Below are 18,803 nucleotides of genomic sequence, written 5' to 3' on the forward strand. Positions count from 1 at the left end.
GTCCTGTCTATTCGGTGGATTTGCGGGCCTTATAGCAGGTTGAATAGGCTTGTCACGCGCGCCTGCCGCATTGCGGCATTGCGTGGAGAGTCTAGAGGCCCAGTTCCGCGCGCTTCTTTTTTGTAAGGGCGGCGGCGATCATGTCATAGGAGGCACGTATGTGGTCGCGCAGGCTGTCTTCGCCTAGGCCGGGTTCGGCGTAATGCTGTATCCATTTTAACCCGCGTGAGGCCAGATAGGGAGCGGGACGCAGTCCGGGGCTGTCTGAAAGCACCTCAAACCCCAGTTCAGTCACCTTGAAAGTAAAAGATGCCGTAATGGGGCTGTCGGCGAATCGAGCACGTTTCGCTTGCTTGACAGCATGATGTGGAGTGCCGTTGCCCTTGATGCGCCTGCAGCGCGTCTACGAGGTCGTATGTTTCCATGCGCCTCAATTCCTGAGAATAGAAGGGCAACGACATGAATGTATTTATCGGACTAGATGTATCTCTGACAAGCACGGCGATTTGTGTGCTGGGGCCGCAAGGGAAGGTTGTTGAGGAGTTGGAGGCCGCCAGCGAGCCTGAGGCGCTGGTGCGTGCGATGACGTCATTGCCGTACGCGGTCGATGCGATCGGTCTTGAAGCCGGACCACTGTCCCAATGGCTGAGTAAGGGCATCGAAGAGGCCGGACTTGACGTGGTCTTGATGGAAACGCGGTTGGTGAAAGCCGCTTTGAAAGCCATGCCGATCAAAACCGATCGGCGCGATGCTCAGGGCATTGCGCGCTTGCTTCAAATGGGATGGTACAGGCCCGTGCACCGCAAATCGGTGTCCTCCCAGGAAATCCGCGCGTTGCTGACAGCGCGCAAGTCAGTTCAGCAGGCCATCATCAACCTTGAGCTTTCCATGCGGGGTGTTTTGCGGAACTTCGGTCTGAAGCTGGGACACGTCACCCGGATCAGGTACGAGGCCCGGGTGAGGGAACTGGTTGAGCAGAATGAAATCCTGTCGGCGTCGACAGAGGCCCTTTTGCGCGCGCGTGCGCAGTTGCGCGCCGAGTTGGCTGAATTGGATGCGACAATCGCGGATCTGGCAAAACAAGACGACGTTTGCCGTCTGATGATGACGATGCCAGGCGTCGGTCGGATCGTCGCCCTGACGGTCAAATCCGCGATCGACGATCCGACCCGGTTCGCGCGATCGAAGGATGTTGGTCCGTGGGTGGGGCTGACGCCGAGACGTACGCAATCCGGAGAGATGGACATTGTCGGGCAAATTACTCGAGCCGGTGACCGGGCCCTTCGAACGGCCTTGTATCAAGCGGCGATGATCTTGATGCACCGTGGGTCACCAAACTGGCTCCAGGCCTGGGCGCTCAGAGTGGCCCATCGGCGTGGATCGAAACGGGCCTTGATTGCACTTGCGCGGCGTATTGGCGTTGTATTGCACCGCATGTGGCGAGACGGCACACCATTCCGCCATGTGCAGAGCTCCCCGGCAACGGTCTGAGTAAAATAATTCCAGAACTTGATCTGACGGAGGAACGCACTGCACCTGACGACAGGTACGACGAGGTCCCTTGCCGGGACGAGGTTCCTGGAGATGCCGAAAGCCCGCTAGTTATCGGCTAACGCTGAATACGCGTAAAAGATGGGCACCCAGGACCAGATTTGGACCAGGCATAGAGTGGCAGCCATGCGGCTGACTACGGACGGAAGAGCGAAGCCCGTGCAAGGGGTGTCCTTCAGTCCTGACGTGCGGGTGCAGTGAAAAAGAAAAAGAAAGCTTCTGAATCTGTGCCTTAAAACTCGGTGAAAGTTGAGATCTTCGCCGGGATTTTTGACTTGCCCGAAACCCTTGACAGAGGCCCGCCCCATTACGGAAGCGGGCGCATCCTCGGCCCAGCCGCAGATGGCAAAGACCTTGCCGCCCACCTTCCAGACATCCGCATTGCCCCATTGCACGACATGGGTTGTTCGGGGCAGGGCGGCGCAGAAAGCGTTAAATTCGTCGCGGGTCATCGCGTCAGTCTAGGGCCGCGCGGCCCCTTTGCATAGCGCCGCGCGATGGGGCAAGTTGCGCGCCATGAGCAACCCGCGCGAAACAGATCTTTACCCGCCGATCAAGGCTTTCCTTGAGGATCAAGGCTATGTGGTTAAAGCCGAAGTCGGCGCGGCAGATGTGGTAGCAGTGCGTGGGGCGGAGCCGCCGGTGGTGGTGGAGTTAAAGCTCGGCTTTTCGCTGGCGCTGTTTCATCAGTGTCTGGCGCGGTTGAAGGTGTCGGATGATGTCTACCTCGCCGTTGTGCGGCAACCGGGCAAACGCTTTGCCAAGGCGGTGAAGGACAACGTCACGCTGGCGCGGCGGCTGGGGTTGGGGCTGATTACAGTGCGGCTGTCGGACGGATTGGTTGAGGTGCATTGCGATCCCGGCCCCTATGCGCCGCGCAAGAATGCCAAACGGGCGGCGATGCTTTTGCGTGAATTCGCGCGGCGGCAGGGGGATCCCAATGATGGCGGCCAAACCCGCGCGGGGCTGGTGACCGCCTACCGTCAGGATGCGTTGAAAATCGCGGTCTATCTGTTCGAAGCCGGCGCAAGCAAAGGCGCGCATGTGGCCCGCGCAACCGGTGTCTCGGCGGCAACCCGCATGATGCGGGATGACCACTACGGTTGGTTTGAAAAGGTCGACAAAGGCATTTACGGGCTGACCCCAGCAGGCGCCGAAGCCGTAGCCACGGCGGGGCGCATTCTGGGCGCTGGTTAACGGTTCCAATCGACGCAAAATTTTTCAACGCCGTTGTTGACAGGACGCAGACTGCTGCTTAGCTATGCCTCGTTATCACTCACAAGGGTTGAGTGCTAACGGCTGCACCCCTCGCCCGGAGGGGGTGGCTTGGAAGAGTAACTTTGAGCCTTAAGGAGCTGCAAAGATGGCATTGAAACCGCTTCATGACCGTGTGCTGGTAAAGCGTACCGAAAGCGAAGAAAAAACCGCCGGCGGGTTGATCATTCCTGATTCCGCCAAAGAAAAGCCTTCCGAGGGTGAAGTCGTTGCCGTGGGCACCGGCGCACGCAAAGACAACGGCGAGTTGATCGAAATGGCCGTCGCACCCGGCGACAAAATCCTGTTCGGCAAATGGTCCGGCACAGAGGTCACCGTCGACGGCGAAGAAATGCTGATGATGAAAGAAAGCGACATCATGGGGATCATCGCGTAAGCCACCCGGCTTGCCGACCCTTAGAAGACGCTCACATCAATCCAAGATTTTAGGAGAAGACAACATGGCTGCTAAGGACGTCAAATTTGACACCGATGCCCGCAACCGGATGCTCAAGGGTGTGAACATCCTCGCCGATGCGGTGAAAGTCACACTCGGCCCCAAAGGCCGGAACGTGGTTCTGGACAAATCCTTCGGCGCACCGCGCATCACCAAAGACGGTGTATCCGTGGCGAAGGAAATCGAACTGGAAGACAAGTTCGAAAACATGGGCGCACAGATGGTCAAGGAAGTTGCTTCCCGGACCAACGACGAAGCAGGTGACGGCACTACCACCGCGACTGTTTTGGCCCAAGCCATCGTCAAAGAAGGCATGAAATCGGTAGCCGCTGGCATGAACCCGATGGACCTGAAGCGCGGTATCGATCTGGCAACTGCCACGGTCGTCGAAGCGATCAAAGCCGCTGCCCGTGACGTATCCGACAGCGACGAAGTCGCACAGGTCGGCACCATCTCCGCCAATGGCGAAAAAGAGATCGGCCGTCAGATCGCGGACGCGATGCAGAAAGTCGGCAACGAGGGCGTTATCACCGTCGAAGAGAACAAAGGTCTGGAAACAGAGACCGATGTCGTCGAAGGCATGCAGTTCGACCGTGGCTACCTGAGCCCCTATTTCGTCACCAACTCCGACAAGATGACTGTCGAGCTGGAAGACGCGATCATCCTGCTGCACGAGAAGAAACTGTCGAGCCTTCAGCCGATGGTTCCGCTGCTTGAGCAAGTGATCCAGTCCCAGAAACCGCTTTTGATCATCGCCGAAGACGTTGAGGGCGAAGCCCTGGCGACACTCGTCGTGAACAAACTGCGTGGCGGCCTGAAGATTGCTGCTGTGAAGGCACCGGGCTTCGGCGACCGTCGCAAAGCCATGCTGCAAGACCTCGCGGTTCTGACCGGTGGTCAGGTGATCTCCGAAGATCTGGGCATGAAGCTTGAGTCCGTGACCATGGACATGCTGGGTTCTGCCAAGAAAGTCGCGATCACCAAAGACGAGACCACTGTCGTTGATGGCGCAGGCGAGAAGGCCGAGATCGAAGCACGTGTTGCTCAGATCCGTAACCAGATCGAAGAAACCACCTCCGACTACGACCGTGAGAAGCTGCAAGAGCGCGTTGCCAAACTGGCAGGCGGTGTTGCCGTGATCCGCGTCGGCGGCATGACCGAAGTCGAAGTGAAAGAGCGCAAAGACCGCGTTGACGACGCCCTGAACGCGACACGTGCCGCTGTTCAGGAAGGTATCGTTGTAGGCGGTGGTGTTGCTCTGGTTCAGGCCGGCAAAAAGCTCGAAGGCCTGACAGGCGACAACAACGATCAGAACGTCGGTATCTCCATCGTGCGCAAAGCACTGGAAGCACCGCTGCGTCAGATCGCTGAGAACGCTGGCGTGGACGGTTCGGTTGTTGCCGGCAAAATCCGCGAAAGCGACGACCTGAAGTTCGGCTTCAACGCGCAGACCGAAGAATATGGCGACATGTTCAAGTTCGGCGTCATCGACCCGGCGAAAGTGGTGCGTACAGCATTGCAAGACGCGGCTTCGATCGCTGGTCTGCTGATCACCACCGAAGCGATGGTCGCCGACAAGCCTGCTAAAGACGGCGCACCCGCCGGCGGCGGCATGCCCGACATGGGCGGCATGGGCGGCATGATGTAAGCCAGCCCTATTGGCTAAAGTTCAGGAGGCGTGCCAGCAATGGCGCGCCTCTTTCTGTTAAAAGGCAGTGACTATCCGGGTTCGATGGCCCTTTATCTGGTTCTCACGGTGATCAAGCTGGCAACTCTACGATCCGAGAATAGGCATTGAGCATGCCAAGCGCATTGGCAAAGGTCTCCGACGGGTTTTCCTTAACGATATAGCCCGCGACATTCTTGCTATAGGCGGATTGCACGTCCGTGGGCATATCGGAGGTGGTGAAGACAAAAACCACCATCCGCTCCAACGCCGGATCGGCTCGGACAACTTCCAAGAACTCAAGCCCGCCCATGCGCGGCATGTTGAGGTCAAGTGTGACGATATAGGGCGGCAATCGCCCATGCCGCTTCACCTCTTCCGCTAGAAATTCGAGCGCATGTTGCCCGTCGTGACAAACCGCCGTTTCGTTGACGATCTTCAACTTGCGCATCGCCCGTTGCATGGCCATCACGCTGACTTTGTCATCGTCTACGATAAGAAATTTCGCGGGCGTCGTTTTCATCCAATATTCCTTTTCGGCTTGGGTCACGCCGCCGCCGCCACGGCCAGATTGCGGTGCGTTCGCGTTGCCAATGGAAGCTCCACAACAAAGGTCGATCCGCGCTTTTTGTTGGGGTCGGAGACCAGCGTGATCTTCCCTTTCTGGTGAGACGCAAGCTTGCTTACGATGGCGAGGCCCAAGCCGCTCCCTTCAACCTCATCACGAGATTTAAGTGTTTGAAACAGTTCAAATATCTTCTCTTGGTGCCGAAGTTCTATTCCAGGCCCGTCATCGCGCACGCTTAGAACAACACGGTCCTGCTGCACCTCGGCATTAACATGGATGGTGCCATGATCCCGGTCATGGTGTTTGATTGCATTTGAGATTAGGTTGCCCAAAATCTGCTGCAACGGCGTAAGCTGTACGTCGATGATCTGGTTTGTCCCGGCAAAGCTAATTTTAAACCGACCCTCCGTGTCGGTATAGCGGGCAAGGTCTGCCACTAATCGGGCAAGGTGCACCGGCTCTGGCGCTGGTTGATCCTGTCCTGCCCGGGCGTAGTCCAAAAGATCGTTCAGAAGGCGGTTAAGCCGATCGATCCGTTGTTGTGACATAAGCAAATAGCTTCGGCTTTCCGCAGTCAGCGCATTTTCCTCATCCTCAAGGACCCAAAGGCTTAGTTCATGCACCGCACGGAGGGGAGAGCGCAGGTCGTGGGCGGCCACATAGGCGAATTTCTCGAGCTCGATGTTCGAGCGCCGCAACTCTTCCGCAGTTGTGCGGAACACAACTAATGCACGTGCCATCTCTCCTAGTTCATCCTGCCCTCGCACGGTGACGGGGTGATCAAGGTCACCCTGAGCGATAGCCGTGACGGAATTGGTCAATCGATTGATGCGACGGTTAAACTGCCGCTCAACAACAAAGCCGTTGGTAAGGGCAATCACGAGAAGCGCGCTTCCAACGGTGAGGCCAACAGTCCATATGACCCGATGGATGGTGTCGCGCAGCGCATCTGTCGCGAGATCCACCCGCCGCAAAATGTTCTGAGTAAGATCAGAGGATGTGTCGGAAATCCCCACGATCATGGGCAGGTGTTCGGCTTGCAGCGTTTGAACGCTCTCGTGAAACTGCAGACGTGCCGTTGAATGTGCGAAGAAGCCCTTTTCGGGATCAAGCAGCACGTCGCGCAGCGCGTCGATTTGGCGGGCCAGCGACCGTCTACTGGCTGCTTCATGAATGCGCGGTAACCGGGTGATGGCATCCTGGAAATGCTCTTCGACAAGAAGTCGTGCGCGCTCAAGTTGAAGAAGTTGGTTCTGTAGCCCTTGTGAATTGATGATGTTAATAAGCGTGTCGAGACTTAGCCGAATGTCATTGAGATTAATTGCGCTCAACAACATGTCGGGAAAGCCTGAAGGGCGATTTTCTGGGGCAACATCACCGGATGCAAAGCTTCCTGAGACTTCACTCAGCAGGGCTTCGGTTTGCCGTGAAAGTCGGTAGGCTAACTCATCAATAATAGTATGATTCTGTACTTGGATTTGCTCGACAAGATCAAGCGTTGTGAGGATCTGGCCCTCGGCGCGCCGCATTTCCTGAAGGCTGAAAACTGTCGCATCAGATGCCCGCCGCGCCATATGCAGCCGTCCCTCCAGCCGCGCTGCCAGCGGGAGCGCGATCTCCATTGTCTTCAGATTTTCTAAAAGCTCAAAAGTTTTGTCGATTTTTGTTGTGATGTCTTTCCCGAGCGTATCTGGCGACACGGAGGTATCTAATTGATTAAGCTGCTCAATCGAAAGGAATACACCGTTCAAGGACCGCTCAATTTGCTGGGAAATAGCCAATGTAGGAAGGGCCGATTGGCTCAAATGAGCGTGACTGACCAGCACAGATCGCATCTGACCCGTAGCAGCCCATCCCGCAACGCCAATAATGGCCGCCACGAGAAGGAGCGCTGCCCTTAGGCGGGTGCTGATACGACTGCCGAGAAACTGCCGCAGCGACCATGGGGGATGCATCGTAACCATGCTGACTGAATAGCTGGGACCAATTAACGCAATGTTAATCGCCACGGCTCTAAAACCGGGTTCATCAAAGCGAGAGGGGGTCATCCCCCACCCGCTGATTGGAGGATTGCAGTGTGTTTGGCGGGCGCAGGTTGACAAGGCGAAGGTTCTCTATCGGCCTGGGTGCCGGTCTTAGCACGCTTATCGCCGGTCCGGTATTTGGGGAGACGATTGATATAAAGGTGGCCGCGCAAGCCCGTGGTTTGGTTGAAGATGCCAGAACGCTCTCTGTGCTGCTTCCGGAAGGGTCACGTGCCAATCTTGAACCGGTCGCGGCGGTGTTTACGGAGCGAACCGGGGTGAAAGTCGAACTTCAAGAGGTGCATGTCGATCAGATCAACGCGGAGCTAATGCTAAATAGTGTACTTGGGGAGGCGAAATATGACGTTGCCCTGCCTGCGACCTTTGGGGTGGCAGACCTCGTTGCCGCAGGGGCAATCCACGCTTTGGATGACTACGCCGCACGCTATGAGCCGACGGGATTTCGCGACCCTATGCTCTATCAGGAAGGGGATAGGTTTGACGGTCAGACCTATGGTTTCCAAACAGATGGCGACGCCTATGTGATGTTTTACCATCGCGAAATGCTTCATGACCCGAATGAACAGGCGCGCTATGCTGATCGCTTCGGTTATCCACTTGCTATGCCAGAGACTTGGGCGGAGCTGGATCGGCAAATACGTTTTTTTCATGCGCCAGAAGCTGGTCGATATGGCGGGTTGTTGTTTCGCACGCCGGGGTATCTGGCGTGGGAGTGGTGGATTCGATTTCACGCCAAAGGGTACTGGCCTTTGTCCCCCGATATGACCCCGCAAATCGCTGAAGACCCGGGTGTAGCGGCGTTGGAGGAATTGATTACGATTACAGACAGCCTCGTCCCCGATACCTCTAACCTTGGGCTGTTCGAAAACTGGGCGCGTTACGCGAAAGGCGATGTCTATTGCAATATTGGCTGGGGTGGTACGCAGAAATATCTGAACTCTCCTCGGTCGCCGATGAGAGGGCGAATGATTTATGGCCCAACGCCCGGTGGGAAAGTTGGGGGGGAACTCCTTGCAACACCCTATTTCAACTGGGGGTGGAGCTTTGTCGTCAGCGCGACATCGGCACAGAAGGAACTTGCCTATTTATTTGCTCTCTTCGCCGTCACACCTGAGATGTCGACACTGGCCGTTCGCCAGGCAGATGGCTTTTTTGACCCTTACCGAAAGGAACACTACAGCGATCCGGGCGTTGAAGATGCTTATTCAAAATCGTTTCTCAAGGTGCATCGTGCGTCGCTTGACGGGGCAATTCCAGATTTCTACCTAAAAGGGCAATCTGAGTATTTTCAGGCTTTGGGAAGAGGGTTGGATCGGGCGCTGCAGGGCGAGGTTGCGCCGAAAATAGCCCTAAGCCGTGTGGCGCAGCAGTGGCAGCTTATCACCAGCCGAGCGGGGCGCGAGAAGCAAATACAACGTTGGGCGCGGCTTCGCCAAAAGTATCCACCGAATGCGCGCCGTTTGCTGCGGGATATCGCGTAATGGCAGCCTTATTCTTTGATCCGGCAGCTGCGGGGCTCTGTTCAACGGTCATGCGTAGGGCGTCAGTGATATGACCCATCCCCAGCTATATTCGTCCCTCGACGTTGAAATCCCTTCGAGGGAACCGCCAAATACGGCGCCGGACGCAGAGGAGTTTATCCATTTGGTGAGCCATGATCTGCGTGGTTCCATCCGCGCGCTATTGGAACTACCAGAATGGATTGCCGAGGATATCGAGGAGTCTGGGCTTGAGGTAAGTCCTTCGGTGCATAGTTCCATAGCCCTGATGAAACGGCATACGCAGCGTTTGGATCGGATGCTGTACGATCTTTTGCAGTATTCCCGTGCAGGGAAGATGGCGAATCCGCAAGAGGTTAGTCTCCAAGAGACATTCGATGCTGCGGTAAAGGAGATTGGGCCGTCCAGTGGTTTCCGGATTAATCATGACTTTGGTTGCGGCTCATTCCATATTGATGAAGCAGACCTTCACACGCTCTTTTCGGCATTGATCGGAAACGCGATCAAGCATCATGACAAGTTTCCAGGAAGGGTCGAGGTGGCGGCATGGCGCGAAGGGTCTGACCTAATGTTGACCGTTTCAGACGATGGGCCGGGGATTCATCCGCGATTTCACGAGCGTGTTTTCAAGCCGATGACCACGTTGCGATCCCGGGACGAGGTGGAAGGCTCCGGGCTTGGGTTGGCTTTGGTTCGAAAGATCGCCGGGAATTATGGCGGACATGCCTGTTTGATTTCGACCGGTGCCGAACGCGGTACGTCGGTAGAGGTGCGTTTGGAGGGTGCAATATAGGCAGTGCAACATGAACCTCGAATGACCCTGGCAAGCGCACCAGGTTTCACCTGTCGTGATGATGCGCTGATTTGATCGCCTCATCCAATCGCGCTGGTCAAATCGAGGGGGTTTGTCATCACGACCCGGTTAGATTGCTATGTAGAGGAGAATCGGCACTTGGCGCAGTTGGGTAGGAGGGCTAAGCGAATGGTCATGCAGCTTTTCCTTCTCTCCGCTCTCACCATGTGCGCTTTTGCGGCAAACTCCATTTTAACACGGATGGCAGTCGACGGTGGGCATATTGATCCTGCGGGCTTTGCGCTCGTTCGCGTCGCCGCAGGTGCTCTGATTTTGGGGATCATGGTGGCGCTACGGGGCGGGCGGCTGCCGCTCTTGCGACGCAACAGGATCGGCGGCGCTGTCAGCCTTGCTGTCTATATGATTGGTTTTAGCCTCGCGTATCTGACGTTGGATGCCGGGCTCGGCGCGCTTATTCTTTTTGGTGTCGTGCAGATTACCATGTTTACCTACGCCGCGATGACCGGCGCGGCCCCCACCGCGCGGCAAATCACGGGCGCCGCCGCGGCCTTTGCCGGATTGGTGCTTGTTCTTTGGCCGGATGGGCAGGGTTCAGCAGATATCATGGGCGCTGGATTGATGGTCGCCGCGGGGATGGGCTGGGCCGCCTATACGATCATTGGTCGCACATCTGGCGATCCCTTGGCGGCGACTTCGGCGAATTTTCTGCTCTGCCTGCCTTTCATGCTTATCCTGCCCGCTTTGACAGGGTCGCATTTCAGTATGACGGGCCTGCTGTTGGGCGCGCTTTGCGGTGGGGTAACTTCCGGCCTTGGGTACGCATTGTGGTATGCGGTGCTGGCCCGGATCGACGGTGGCACGGCAGCAGTGGCGCAGCTTAGCGTGCCGATCATCGCCATTCTTGCTGGCGCGCTGCTTTTAGGTGAACCGCTGAACCTCACGCTGCTTATCGCGACGGCGTTGGTTCTGGGCGGGATTGCTTGGGCGATCAGCGCAAGATCGGCTCCAACGGATCGTAGGTAATCGCCGCCTCCGCCGGACCAAAGGCGACCGCGCCGAGACTGTCGGGCTTGTGTGGAATCTGCGCCAATTCGGATTTGGTGACCCATTGATGTCGGGTGACGATGGCTTCGTGATCCTTCCAGTCTGACGCGATCTGGGCGGGGCCGAGGATATGGCACCTGAAATAGATATCCACCTGATGAAAATCGCCGCTGGGATCGTGGAATTCGTTGACCAGACAGGGCGCGCCGACCGAGATTGTCAGGCCCGTCTCTTCGAACACCTCGCGGCGCAGGTTGTCGGGCAGGGAGGCGCCGGCCTCTACTCCACCGCCGGGGGCGCACATCAAACCCAGTCGATTGTCGGCATAGGCATTGACCAGCAGGAGGCGGTCCTCGTGCAACAAGACAGCGCGGGCGGCTAATCGGGGGCAGGGGCGGGGCATCGGCATACTTTTGTCAGGTAACGCGCCAAGACCATTTCACAGTCCCGCCAATCAGTCTATCTGGAGGGCATGATGAAACCTCTCACCTTGCTGATCGCCGCGATTTGGCTGGCGATTCCTCTGCCTGCGGCGGCTGAAACGGCTGCGGGCCGCTGTGTTGTATTGCTGCATGGGCTGGCACGAACCGAGATGTCTTTCGCTGTTATGGAGGCCGCCTTGGCCGCCGAAGGGTACCGCGTGGTGCGCCCCGGCTATCCCTCAACCGAGGCCAATATCGCTGAGTTGACCAAGCAGACCTTGCCACAGGCGGTTGCCGCTTGTGGCACCGCGCAGATTGATTTCGTGACCCATTCTATGGGTGGTATTCTGGTGCGCAAATGGGTGGCAGAGGCTGGCGCCGACCGTGTCGGCCGCGTGGTGATGCTGGGGCCGCCCAATCACGGCAGCGAAGTGGTCGACGAATTGGTCGAGAACCCCGCCTTTGAGTGGTTGAACGGCCCGGCCGGGGCCGAGATCGGCACCGGGGATGGGGCGCTCCCGAACCAATTGCCGCCTGTGCCGTTTGAGTTGGGCGTGATTGCGGGGTCACAGTCTCTAAACCCTTATTTCTCAAGCCTTTTGCCGGGTCCGGATGACGGGAAAGTCTCGGTCGCGTCGACCCGTGTTGCGGGAATGAAAGAGCATATCGTCTTGCCCGTGACCCACACTTTCATGATGAACAACCCGCGCGTTATCGCCCAGACCATGGCGTTTTTGAAAACCGGCAGTTTTGACCGGTCGATGACCTTTATCGATGGCGTATTGAACGCGATTGGCTGCCCCGAAGGCGGGTGCCTGCCGGGGTTGGGAGGGGACGATGCCAAACCTTGACCTGATGAACGCAGAGGTTCTGCATCCCGAAGGGCTTAGCCGCGCGCCGCTGTCTTTTGCCGAAGGGGTGATTAATGACCGCCCGGTGGGGCGGAGTGTTGACCTGACTGGCTTCCAAGTGCTGCCGGGAATTGTCGATCTGCATGGCGATGCGTTCGAGCGGCATCTGGCACCGCGCCGCGGGGCGATGAAGCAGCTTTCCGAAGGGCTGGTTGCCGCAGAGGCGGAACTGGCGGCCAACGGCATGACCACAGCTGTTTTGGCCCAATTCGTCAGTTGGGAGGGCGGCCTGCGGGGGCTGGAATTTGCCGATCAGGTCTTTAGCGGCATCCGCGACACGGCGCCGGAATTGGTCACGGATATTCGCCCGCAGTTGCGCTTTGAGACCCATATTCTCGACCTCTACGACAGTCTGCCGCAGCGTATGGCGGAGTGGGGCGTGGGCTATGTGGTGTTCAACGATCATCTGCCGCACGACCGCTTGGCGGCGGGTAAGATGCCGAAACGGCTGGTGGGGCAGGCGCTGAAGGCTGGGCGTAGCCCCGAGAGCCATTTGGCTCAAATGCAGGAGATGCACGCTCGGCGCGATGAAGTGCCAGCGGCCTTGGATCGACTGTGTGCAGAACTGGCGCAACGCGGGGTCAAAATGGGTAGCCATGATGATCAGACCGCCGAGGGGCGCGGTCTGTGGCGGGCGCGGGGTGTGACACTGGCAGAATTTCCCGAAACGCAGGAGGCCGCCGAGGCCGCGCATGGGGCGGGCGATGCGGTGATCATGGGCGCGCCCAATGTGGTGCGCGGCGGGTCGCATAACGGCAACCTGTCAGCGCTGGATCTGATCAGCATGGGGCTGTGTCACGCCTTGGCGTCAGACTATCATTACCCTTCGCCGCGCCGTGCCGCCCTGATGCTGTCGCAAAGCGGGCTGCTCGACCTTGCGGGGGCATGGGCGCTGGTCTCATCCGGGCCGGCGCAGGTGCTGGGGCTTACCGATCGTGGCACGCTGGCGCCGGGCAAACGCGCGGATATCGTTGTGTTGGACAAGACCACGGGCCGCGTCGCCGCCACTTTCGTGGCGGGGCGGGTAAGCTTCATGTCCGGCGCGGTTGCGGAGCGTTTCGTCGCCTGACTTCAGGCGCGAATGATCTGGTTCACATGGCCCATCTTGCGGCCCGGTTTCACCTCGGCCTTGCCGTAGAGATGCAGCGCGGTGTCGCGCGCGCGGGCAAGCTCTGGCACGCGGTCCATATCGTCACCGATGAGGTTGGTCATCACCACATCCGCATAGCGCTGACCATCGCCCAAGGGCCAGCCTGCGACGGCGCGGATGTGCTGCTCAAACTGGTCGATCGCGCAGCCATTCTGGGTCCAATGGCCCGAGTTATGCACCCGCGGGGCGATTTCGTTCACGATCAGCCCCTGCGGGGTGACGAAAAGCTCAACCCCCATGACGCCGACATACTCAAGCGCGTTAAGCACCCGACCGGCGAGCAAGACCGCATCGGTGCGCTGCGCGTTGCTGATCTTTGCCGGGACGGTGGTGGTGTGCAGGATGCCGTCACGGTGGACGTTCTCACCGGGATCGAAACAGGCGACTTCGCCCGTGGCGCTGCGCGCGGCGATGACGGAAATCTCGGCGCTAAAGTTCACGAACCCTTCGAGCACCGAAGGCGCGCCGTTCATCTCGGCCCAAGCGGTGTCGAGGTCGGTATCGCCTTTCAGCCGCGCTTGGCCCTTGCCGTCATAGCCGAAACGGCGGGTCTTGAGGATCGCAGGCGTGCCGATCTGTGCCACGGCGGCTTTCAGGGTCGCGGCGTCAATTACATCGGCGAAAGGGGCCACTTTCAGGCCAAGGTCACCGAGGAAGGTTTTCTCGGTTAGCCGGTCTTGGGAAATGCGCAGGGCTTCGCGGCCCGGGCGGATCGAGGTGATCGCCTCCACCACGTCGAGCGCCTCGGTGGGGATGTTCTCAAACTCGAAGGTCACGATGTCACAGGCGCGGGCGAAAGCCTCCAGCGCTTTGTGGTCGTCATAGCCCGCGGTGGTCACCGCATGGGCCACATCGGCAGCGGGCGGGTTGGCACCCGGCTCAAAGATATGGGTCCGAAAGCCGAGCCGCGCGGCGGCGACAGAGAGCATACGGCCCAATTGGCCACCTCCCAGAATGCCGATGGTGGCGCCGGTTTGCAGTGGTTCAGTCATGCGGCACCTCGGGGATTGAGGCGCTCAGCGCGTCGCGCCAATCGTCCAACCGCTTGGCCAGTTCCGCATCTTGCAAGGCAAGGATGCCCGCCGCCATCAAGGCTGCATTGGCTGCACCTGCCGATCCGATCGCCATCGTCGCCACTGGAAAGCCGCGTGGCATTTGCAGGATGGAATAAAGCGAATCCACTCCCGAGAGCGCTTTGGTCTGCACCGGCACGCCAATCACCGGCACGCGGGTTTTGGAGGCCATCATGCCCGGCAAATGCGCCGCACCGCCAGCGCCTGCGATAATCACTTGCAGGCCACGGTCCACCGCCGTTTTGCCATAGTCCCACAGCCGGTCTGGCGTGCGATGGGCGGACACGATGCGCGCCTCATAGGGGATGTTAAGCTCTTCCAGCAGGGTTGCTGCTTCGCGCATGGTGGCCCAGTCGGACTGGGACCCCATGATGATGCCAACCGGGGGCGTGGTCATTGCGCAGGGCCTTCTCTTGGTGGATCAGAGCGCGCACTATACCCATCCCGGCCCATGTGGCAACGATGATTGCCGCAGGCAACAGAGATCAAGGTTTAGGCGATAATGTCGGGGGTCAGACGGTCTTCGATCTGGGCGATAAGATCCTTGAGCCGCAGCTTGCGCTTTTTCAGCCGTTGTAGGGTCAGTTGATCGCCCGTGCCGCGTTCAACCAGCGCATGGATGGCGTCGTCTAGATCGCGATGTTCCCGTCGGAAGACCTCAAGTTCAACACGCAGCACTTCGTCCGTTTTCATCGACAGATCGGTAGGGGCATTCATGGGTAGGTGATTCCGTTGGGCAGCTGAACCTTGAATATAAGCGCTTGAGATCATTTGGCATAGCCCTTGCGCAGGCAAGAAAGCTCCCCCATATTCAATGCAACGGGCTGCCGGTTGCGGGGCCTGTGAAACACTGTCGCTTGACCTGATAAGGACGTGTCGCATGACGAAACTAACGCTTGCCTCTTACCCTCACATGCTGGGGTTTGAACAATTGGAACGGGTGCTGGAACGCAGCGCCAAGGCCGGAAACGAAGGTTATCCGCCGTTCAACATCGAGCAGACCTCTGATTACAGCTACCGGATCACACTGGCGGTTGCGGGTTTTTCGGAACAGGATCTCTCGATAACAGTTGAGGATAGACAGCTCGTGATCCGTGGGCGTCAGTCTGACGATGGCGAAGATCGGGTGTTTTTGCACCGTGGGATCGCTGCGCGACAGTTTCAGCGCTCGTTCGTACTGGCCGATGGGGTCGATGTGGGCGAAGCCGTTATGGAGAATGGTCTGCTGCATGTCGACCTGACCCGCGCCAAGCCTGAAACGGTGGTTCAAACCATCAAGATCAAGAAGGGGTAACATCATGCAAGACGCAATCACCCACGGAAATGACCGTATGGTCTATGTCAAAACCATCGCTGTCGCCGATCTGCCGCGCGAAGTGCGCGATCAGGCCGAGGGGCTTGAGCTTCTCTATGCCGTTCACGATGCCGAAGGGCAGCAACTGGCGCTGGTCGGCGATCAGAAACTCGCTTTCTCGCTGGCGCGAGAGCATGACTACCGGCCAGTGATGGTGCATTGACGCCGCGCGGCACGACGATACGCTAAGCCCGATGCAAGGCCGCAGTCCGCTGCGGCCTTTTGTTATTGGGAGCGGGCGTATGGAATTCGATTTCGACTGGGTGGATGCTTTCACCGATCAGGTCTTTGGCGGCAATGGCTGTGCCGTGGTGCATGGCGGGGCGGTGCTGCCTGATGACCTGTGCACGGCCTATGTGCGTGAGACATCTTTGGTAGAATGCACCTTTACAGGGCCGTCCGAGATCGCAGACTTCAAGGTGAAATACTACCTCGCCAGCCGAGAGATACCCTTTGCCGGCCATCCGACCATCGCCACCGTCGCGGCCCTGCGCCATCGCGGGCTGATCGGTGAAGGGCCGCTGCGGCTGGAGACGGGCGCGGGTATGGTGGAGATAGAGGTCCGCGGTGCCCAGATCGCAATGACGCAGATCGCGCCTGTTTTCGGGGTCGAAGTGCCTGTCGATCTGGTTTCAAACGTGGGCGGTTTGGAGCCAGGCGATATCATCGGGCAGCCGCAGGTGGTCTCTACCGGGCTGCCCTTTTGCATCACGGTCTTGCGCAGCCGCGCGGCGCTGGAAGGGCTGAAACTCGATTCCCGGGCGCTGGCGGACTACAACGCCCATCTGGGGCAAGACAGCGATATGATGGAGCCTTTTTGGGTAACACTCGACGGCGCAACTTCGGCGGGCGATACCTATGCGCGGCTGCTATTGGCCCCGCCCAGCCCCGCCGAAGACCCTTTCACCGGATCGGCGACAGGCGCTATGGCAGCCTATCTCTGGGCGCGGGGGCTGATCGATAGCCCCCGATTTGTCGCCGAACAGGGGCATCTCATGGGTCGGCCCGGCCGGGCAGAGGTTGAGGTGCTTGGCCCCCGAGATGCGATCACCGGTGTGCGTGTGGCGGGGCAGGGGCGTGTTGTGATGTCGGGGCAGGTCTTCATGCCCGATGTGGCCTGAGCCGAAACGCAAAACGCAGCCCCGAAGGGCTGCGTTGTTCTTGGCAAAAGCTGAACGGTTTACCCCGCGATCAGCCCCATGTTTTCGAGCTTCAGCAACACCTGATGGGCACAGTTGTCGACCTCAACATTCTCGGTCTCCAGCACCAGTTCGGCGTTCTGCGGTACGTCATAAGGGTCGGAAATGCCTGTGAATTCCTTGATCTTGCCTTCGCGCGCCAGCTTGTAGAGCCCCTTGCGGTCGCGGCGTTCGCATTCCTCGATGGAGGTCGCGACATGCACCTCAACGAAGGCACCAAAGTTCTCCACATCCTCTCGAACGGCGCGGCGAGTGGTGGCATAGGGCGCGATCGGCGCACAGATGGCGATGCCGCCATTCTTGGTGATCTCGGAAGCGACATAGCCGATGCGACGAATGTTCAGATCGCGGTGCTCTTTAGAGAAGCCCAACTCAGAACTGAGGTTCTTCCGCACGATATCGCCATCCAGCAGCGTCACAGGGCGACCGCCCATCTCCATCAGCTTGACCATCAGCGCGTTGGCGATGGTGGATTTGCCCGAGCCGGAGAAACCGGTGAAGAAGACGGTAAAGCCCTGCTTCGAGCGCGGCGGCGAGGTGCGGCGCAGTTCCTTGACGACCTCGGGGAAGGAGAACCACTCAGGGATTTCCAGCCCTTCGCGCAGGCGGCGGCGCAGCTCGGTGCCCGAGATGTTCAGGATGGTGACGCTGTCTTTGTCCTCGATTTCATCCATGGCCTCATATTGAGCGCGTTCCTGCACCCAGACCATATGTTTGAAATCGACCATTTCGATGCCCATTTCCTCTTGATGCGCGCGGAAGAGGTCCTGCGCGTCATAGGGGCCATAGAAATCTTCACCGGCGGAGTTCTTGCCGGGGCCAGCGTGGTCGCGACCCACGATGAAATGTGTGCAGCCGTGGTTCTTGCGGATCAGCCCGTGCCAGACGGCCTCGCGCGGGCCAGCCATGCGCATGGCGAGGTTCAAAAGGCTCATCGAGGTGGTGGCGGCAGGGTATTTGTCGAGCACCGCCTCATAGCAGCGCACGCGGGTGAAGTGATCGACATCGCCCGGTTTAGTCATGCCGACGACCGGATGGATCAGCAGGTTGGCCTGCGCCTCACGGGCGGCACGGAAGGTGAGTTCCTGGTGCGCGCGGTGCAGCGGGTTGCGGGTTTGGAAGGCCACCACGCGGCGCCAGCCCAGCTTGCGGAAATAGGCGCGCAGCTCGTTAGGCGTGTCGCGACGGGCACGGAAATCATAGTGCACGGGCTGCTGGATGCCGGTCACCGGACCGCCGAGATAGACGTTGCCCGCTTGGTTGTGCAGATAGTTCACCGCCGGATGCGCGTCGTCATCCGCGCCAAAGACCTTCTCGGCCTCCCGTGCCTTGTTTGGGGTCCAACGGTCGGTGATGGTCATGGTCGCAAGGATCACGCCCTCTTGGTCGCGCAGGGCGATGTCCTGACCCAGTTCCAGCTTTTCGGCGAAGGCTTCGCTGACGTCGAGGTTGATCGGCATGGGCCAGAGGCTGCCATCGGCCAGCCGCATGTTCTCGACCACGCCGTCATAGTCTTCCTCGGACAGGAAACCTTTGAGCGGGTTGAAACCGCCGTTCATCAAAAGCTCCAGATCGCAGATCTGACGCGGAGTGAGATCAAGGCTCACCAAATTGCCGGCTTCGATCTTCAGTTTCTGCGCAGACTCGTAAGAGACATAGAGTTCGGGGATTGGCGCGAGGTTGCTGGGCATCATAACTATCACTTTTCTTCAGGGGGCAGGCGGCTTCGGTCTTGGCTGCCATAGCTGCAAAAGGCGTAAAAAGTCTATAGTTCTAGGGGGGATCGTATCGTTAAA

21 protein-coding genes are annotated in these 18,803 nt (G+C 58.7%); 12 read left to right on the top strand and 9 right to left on the bottom strand.

Translation table 11 applies throughout. From position 1 onward, the window contains the following. Positions 1-91: 91 nt before the first annotated feature. Positions 92-274 carry a hypothetical protein gene (locus T8A63_RS03395; RefSeq protein WP_322344980.1) on the bottom strand — a complete coding sequence of 61 codons (183 nt, stop codon included), beginning with the start codon at positions 272-274 and terminating at the stop codon, positions 92-94. A gap of 185 nt (positions 275-459) precedes the next feature. Between T8A63_RS03395 and T8A63_RS03400 the strand changes: the two genes are divergently transcribed. Next, complete coding sequence (locus T8A63_RS03400) at positions 460-1,491, top strand: IS110 family transposase (RefSeq protein ID WP_095587668.1); 1,032 nt, start codon at positions 460-462, stop codon at positions 1,489-1,491. Between the two features lie 107 nt (positions 1,492-1,598). Here T8A63_RS03400 and T8A63_RS03405 read toward each other — a convergent pair whose 3' ends face one another. Beyond that, positions 1,599-2,003, bottom strand: a complete 405-nt coding sequence (locus T8A63_RS03405) for a hypothetical protein (RefSeq protein ID WP_322344981.1) — start codon at positions 2,001-2,003, stop codon at positions 1,599-1,601. 64 nt (positions 2,004-2,067) lie between these two features. Between T8A63_RS03405 and T8A63_RS03410 the strand changes: the two genes are divergently transcribed. The 3 genes from T8A63_RS03410 to groL all read left to right on the top strand — a co-directional run bounded on the left by T8A63_RS03410 (position 2,068) and on the right by groL (position 4,910). Next, positions 2,068-2,748: a DUF2161 domain-containing phosphodiesterase gene (locus T8A63_RS03410; RefSeq protein ID WP_322344982.1), complete on the top strand. Its 681-nt coding sequence runs from the start codon at positions 2,068-2,070 to the stop codon at positions 2,746-2,748. A 166-nt stretch (positions 2,749-2,914) separates the two neighbouring features. Next, positions 2,915-3,202: a co-chaperone GroES gene (groES, locus tag T8A63_RS03415; protein ID WP_067267338.1), complete on the top strand. Its 288-nt coding sequence runs from the start codon at positions 2,915-2,917 to the stop codon at positions 3,200-3,202. 64 nt (positions 3,203-3,266) lie between these two features. After that, entirely contained in the window at positions 3,267-4,910 is a 1,644-nt protein-coding gene (gene groL, locus T8A63_RS03420; protein ID WP_067629590.1) for a chaperonin GroEL, read from the top strand. A 112-nt stretch (positions 4,911-5,022) separates the two neighbouring features. On the opposite strand, the gene T8A63_RS03425 is transcribed toward groL, so the two are convergent. Both T8A63_RS03425 and T8A63_RS03430 read right to left on the bottom strand, forming a co-directional pair. Further along, the gene (locus tag T8A63_RS03425; protein WP_067629591.1) at positions 5,023-5,451 is read right to left on the bottom strand and encodes a response regulator; all 429 of its coding nucleotides are present in this window, start codon (positions 5,449-5,451) and stop codon (positions 5,023-5,025) included. Positions 5,452-5,474: 23 nt separating this feature from the next. Further along, entirely contained in the window at positions 5,475-7,544 is a 2,070-nt protein-coding gene (locus tag T8A63_RS03430; RefSeq protein ID WP_322344983.1) for a sensor histidine kinase, read from the bottom strand. Between the two features lie 29 nt (positions 7,545-7,573). Here T8A63_RS03430 and T8A63_RS03435 point away from each other — a divergent pair, with 29 nt between their 5' ends. The 3 genes from T8A63_RS03435 (at position 7,574) to T8A63_RS03445 (ending at position 10,877) form a co-directional block, all read left to right on the top strand. Beyond that, the gene (locus tag T8A63_RS03435; protein WP_322344984.1) at positions 7,574-9,022 is read left to right on the top strand and encodes an ABC transporter substrate-binding protein; all 1,449 of its coding nucleotides are present in this window, start codon (positions 7,574-7,576) and stop codon (positions 9,020-9,022) included. 70 nt (positions 9,023-9,092) lie between these two features. Continuing rightward, positions 9,093-9,833: a sensor histidine kinase gene (locus T8A63_RS03440; protein WP_067940563.1), complete on the top strand. Its 741-nt coding sequence runs from the start codon at positions 9,093-9,095 to the stop codon at positions 9,831-9,833. 195 nt (positions 9,834-10,028) lie between these two features. Next, positions 10,029-10,877, top strand: a complete 849-nt coding sequence (locus T8A63_RS03445; protein WP_322344985.1) for a DMT family transporter — start codon at positions 10,029-10,031, stop codon at positions 10,875-10,877. Here T8A63_RS03445 and T8A63_RS03450 read toward each other — a convergent pair. Continuing rightward, positions 10,843-11,307 (bottom strand): NUDIX domain-containing protein, encoded by a 465-nt coding sequence (locus T8A63_RS03450; protein ID WP_067622796.1) that lies wholly within the window; start codon positions 11,305-11,307, stop codon positions 10,843-10,845. The genes T8A63_RS03445 and T8A63_RS03450 overlap by 35 nt on opposite strands. 63 nt (positions 11,308-11,370) lie before the next feature. Here T8A63_RS03450 and T8A63_RS03455 point away from each other — a divergent pair, with 63 nt between their 5' ends. Further along, positions 11,371-12,171, top strand: coding sequence for an alpha/beta fold hydrolase (locus tag T8A63_RS03455; protein WP_150119971.1), 801 nt, complete (start codon positions 11,371-11,373; stop codon positions 12,169-12,171). Continuing rightward, positions 12,158-13,300, top strand: a complete 1,143-nt coding sequence (locus T8A63_RS03460; RefSeq protein WP_322344986.1) for an alpha-D-ribose 1-methylphosphonate 5-triphosphate diphosphatase — start codon at positions 12,158-12,160, stop codon at positions 13,298-13,300. The genes T8A63_RS03455 and T8A63_RS03460 overlap by 14 nt, the downstream gene beginning before the upstream one ends. Positions 13,301-13,302: 2 nt before the next feature. Here T8A63_RS03460 and T8A63_RS03465 read toward each other — a convergent pair whose 3' ends face one another. The 3 genes from T8A63_RS03465 to T8A63_RS03475 all read right to left on the bottom strand — a co-directional run bounded on the left by T8A63_RS03465 (position 13,303) and on the right by T8A63_RS03475 (position 15,171). After that, positions 13,303-14,373: a 5-(carboxyamino)imidazole ribonucleotide synthase gene (locus T8A63_RS03465; RefSeq protein WP_322344987.1), complete on the bottom strand. Its 1,071-nt coding sequence runs from the start codon at positions 14,371-14,373 to the stop codon at positions 13,303-13,305. Continuing rightward, positions 14,366-14,851 (bottom strand): 5-(carboxyamino)imidazole ribonucleotide mutase, encoded by a 486-nt coding sequence (gene purE / locus T8A63_RS03470; RefSeq protein ID WP_322344988.1) that lies wholly within the window; start codon positions 14,849-14,851, stop codon positions 14,366-14,368. Before purE ends, T8A63_RS03465 begins: the two co-directional genes overlap by 8 nt. Before the next feature lie 95 nt (positions 14,852-14,946). Further along, the gene (locus T8A63_RS03475) at positions 14,947-15,171 is read right to left on the bottom strand and encodes a YdcH family protein (protein WP_067267347.1); all 225 of its coding nucleotides are present in this window, start codon (positions 15,169-15,171) and stop codon (positions 14,947-14,949) included. 163 nt (positions 15,172-15,334) lie between these two features. On the opposite strand from T8A63_RS03475, the gene T8A63_RS03480 reads away from it, so the two are divergent. The 3 genes from T8A63_RS03480 to T8A63_RS03490 all read left to right on the top strand — a co-directional run bounded on the left by T8A63_RS03480 (position 15,335) and on the right by T8A63_RS03490 (position 16,929). After that, complete coding sequence (locus T8A63_RS03480; RefSeq protein WP_067267324.1) at positions 15,335-15,748, top strand: Hsp20 family protein; 414 nt, start codon at positions 15,335-15,337, stop codon at positions 15,746-15,748. 4 nt (positions 15,749-15,752) lie between these two features. Beyond that, entirely contained in the window at positions 15,753-15,971 is a 219-nt protein-coding gene (locus T8A63_RS03485) for a DUF1150 family protein (RefSeq protein ID WP_007119022.1), read from the top strand. 79 nt (positions 15,972-16,050) lie between these two features. Beyond that, positions 16,051-16,929, top strand: a complete 879-nt coding sequence (locus tag T8A63_RS03490; protein WP_322344989.1) for a PhzF family phenazine biosynthesis protein — start codon at positions 16,051-16,053, stop codon at positions 16,927-16,929. Positions 16,930-16,988: 59 nt separating this feature from the next. Here T8A63_RS03490 and T8A63_RS03495 read toward each other — a convergent pair whose 3' ends face one another. Continuing rightward, positions 16,989-18,701, bottom strand: a complete 1,713-nt coding sequence (locus T8A63_RS03495) for a bifunctional sulfate adenylyltransferase/adenylylsulfate kinase (protein ID WP_300054686.1) — start codon at positions 18,699-18,701, stop codon at positions 16,989-16,991. Positions 18,702-18,803: the final 102 nt, after the last annotated feature.

Source organism: Sulfitobacter sp. OXR-159, from assembly GCF_034377145.1.
Taxonomy (GTDB): domain Bacteria; phylum Pseudomonadota; class Alphaproteobacteria; order Rhodobacterales; family Rhodobacteraceae; genus Sulfitobacter.

Excerpts from the sequence above, each read along its gene's own strand:
- T8A63_RS03430 (WP_322344983.1), bottom strand. The coding sequence starts at position 7,544 with ATGACCCCCTCTCGCTTTGATGAACCCGGTTTTAGAGCCGTGGCGATT.
- T8A63_RS03410 (WP_322344982.1), top strand. The coding sequence starts at position 2,068 with ATGAGCAACCCGCGCGAAACAGATCTTTACCCGCCGATCAAGGCTTTC.
- T8A63_RS03485 (WP_007119022.1), top strand. The coding sequence starts at position 15,753 with ATGCAAGACGCAATCACCCACGGAAATGACCGTATGGTCTATGTCAAA.
- groES (WP_067267338.1), top strand. The coding sequence starts at position 2,915 with ATGGCATTGAAACCGCTTCATGACCGTGTGCTGGTAAAGCGTACCGAA.
- purE (WP_322344988.1), bottom strand. The coding sequence starts at position 14,851 with ATGACCACGCCCCCGGTTGGCATCATCATGGGGTCCCAGTCCGACTGG.
- T8A63_RS03425 (WP_067629591.1), bottom strand. The coding sequence starts at position 5,451 with ATGAAAACGACGCCCGCGAAATTTCTTATCGTAGACGATGACAAAGTC.
- T8A63_RS03455 (WP_150119971.1), top strand. The coding sequence starts at position 11,371 with ATGATGAAACCTCTCACCTTGCTGATCGCCGCGATTTGGCTGGCGATT.
- T8A63_RS03400 (WP_095587668.1), top strand. The coding sequence starts at position 460 with ATGAATGTATTTATCGGACTAGATGTATCTCTGACAAGCACGGCGATT.
- T8A63_RS03475 (WP_067267347.1), bottom strand. The coding sequence starts at position 15,171 with ATGAATGCCCCTACCGATCTGTCGATGAAAACGGACGAAGTGCTGCGT.
- T8A63_RS03465 (WP_322344987.1), bottom strand. The coding sequence starts at position 14,373 with ATGACTGAACCACTGCAAACCGGCGCCACCATCGGCATTCTGGGAGGT.
- T8A63_RS03445 (WP_322344985.1), top strand. The coding sequence starts at position 10,029 with ATGCAGCTTTTCCTTCTCTCCGCTCTCACCATGTGCGCTTTTGCGGCA.
- T8A63_RS03480 (WP_067267324.1), top strand. The coding sequence starts at position 15,335 with ATGACGAAACTAACGCTTGCCTCTTACCCTCACATGCTGGGGTTTGAA.
- T8A63_RS03405 (WP_322344981.1), bottom strand. The coding sequence starts at position 2,003 with ATGACCCGCGACGAATTTAACGCTTTCTGCGCCGCCCTGCCCCGAACA.
- T8A63_RS03490 (WP_322344989.1), top strand. The coding sequence starts at position 16,051 with ATGGAATTCGATTTCGACTGGGTGGATGCTTTCACCGATCAGGTCTTT.
- T8A63_RS03495 (WP_300054686.1), bottom strand. The coding sequence starts at position 18,701 with ATGATGCCCAGCAACCTCGCGCCAATCCCCGAACTCTATGTCTCTTAC.
- T8A63_RS03460 (WP_322344986.1), top strand. The coding sequence starts at position 12,158 with ATGCCAAACCTTGACCTGATGAACGCAGAGGTTCTGCATCCCGAAGGG.
- T8A63_RS03450 (WP_067622796.1), bottom strand. The coding sequence starts at position 11,307 with ATGCCGATGCCCCGCCCCTGCCCCCGATTAGCCGCCCGCGCTGTCTTG.
- T8A63_RS03440 (WP_067940563.1), top strand. The coding sequence starts at position 9,093 with ATGACCCATCCCCAGCTATATTCGTCCCTCGACGTTGAAATCCCTTCG.
- groL (WP_067629590.1), top strand. The coding sequence starts at position 3,267 with ATGGCTGCTAAGGACGTCAAATTTGACACCGATGCCCGCAACCGGATG.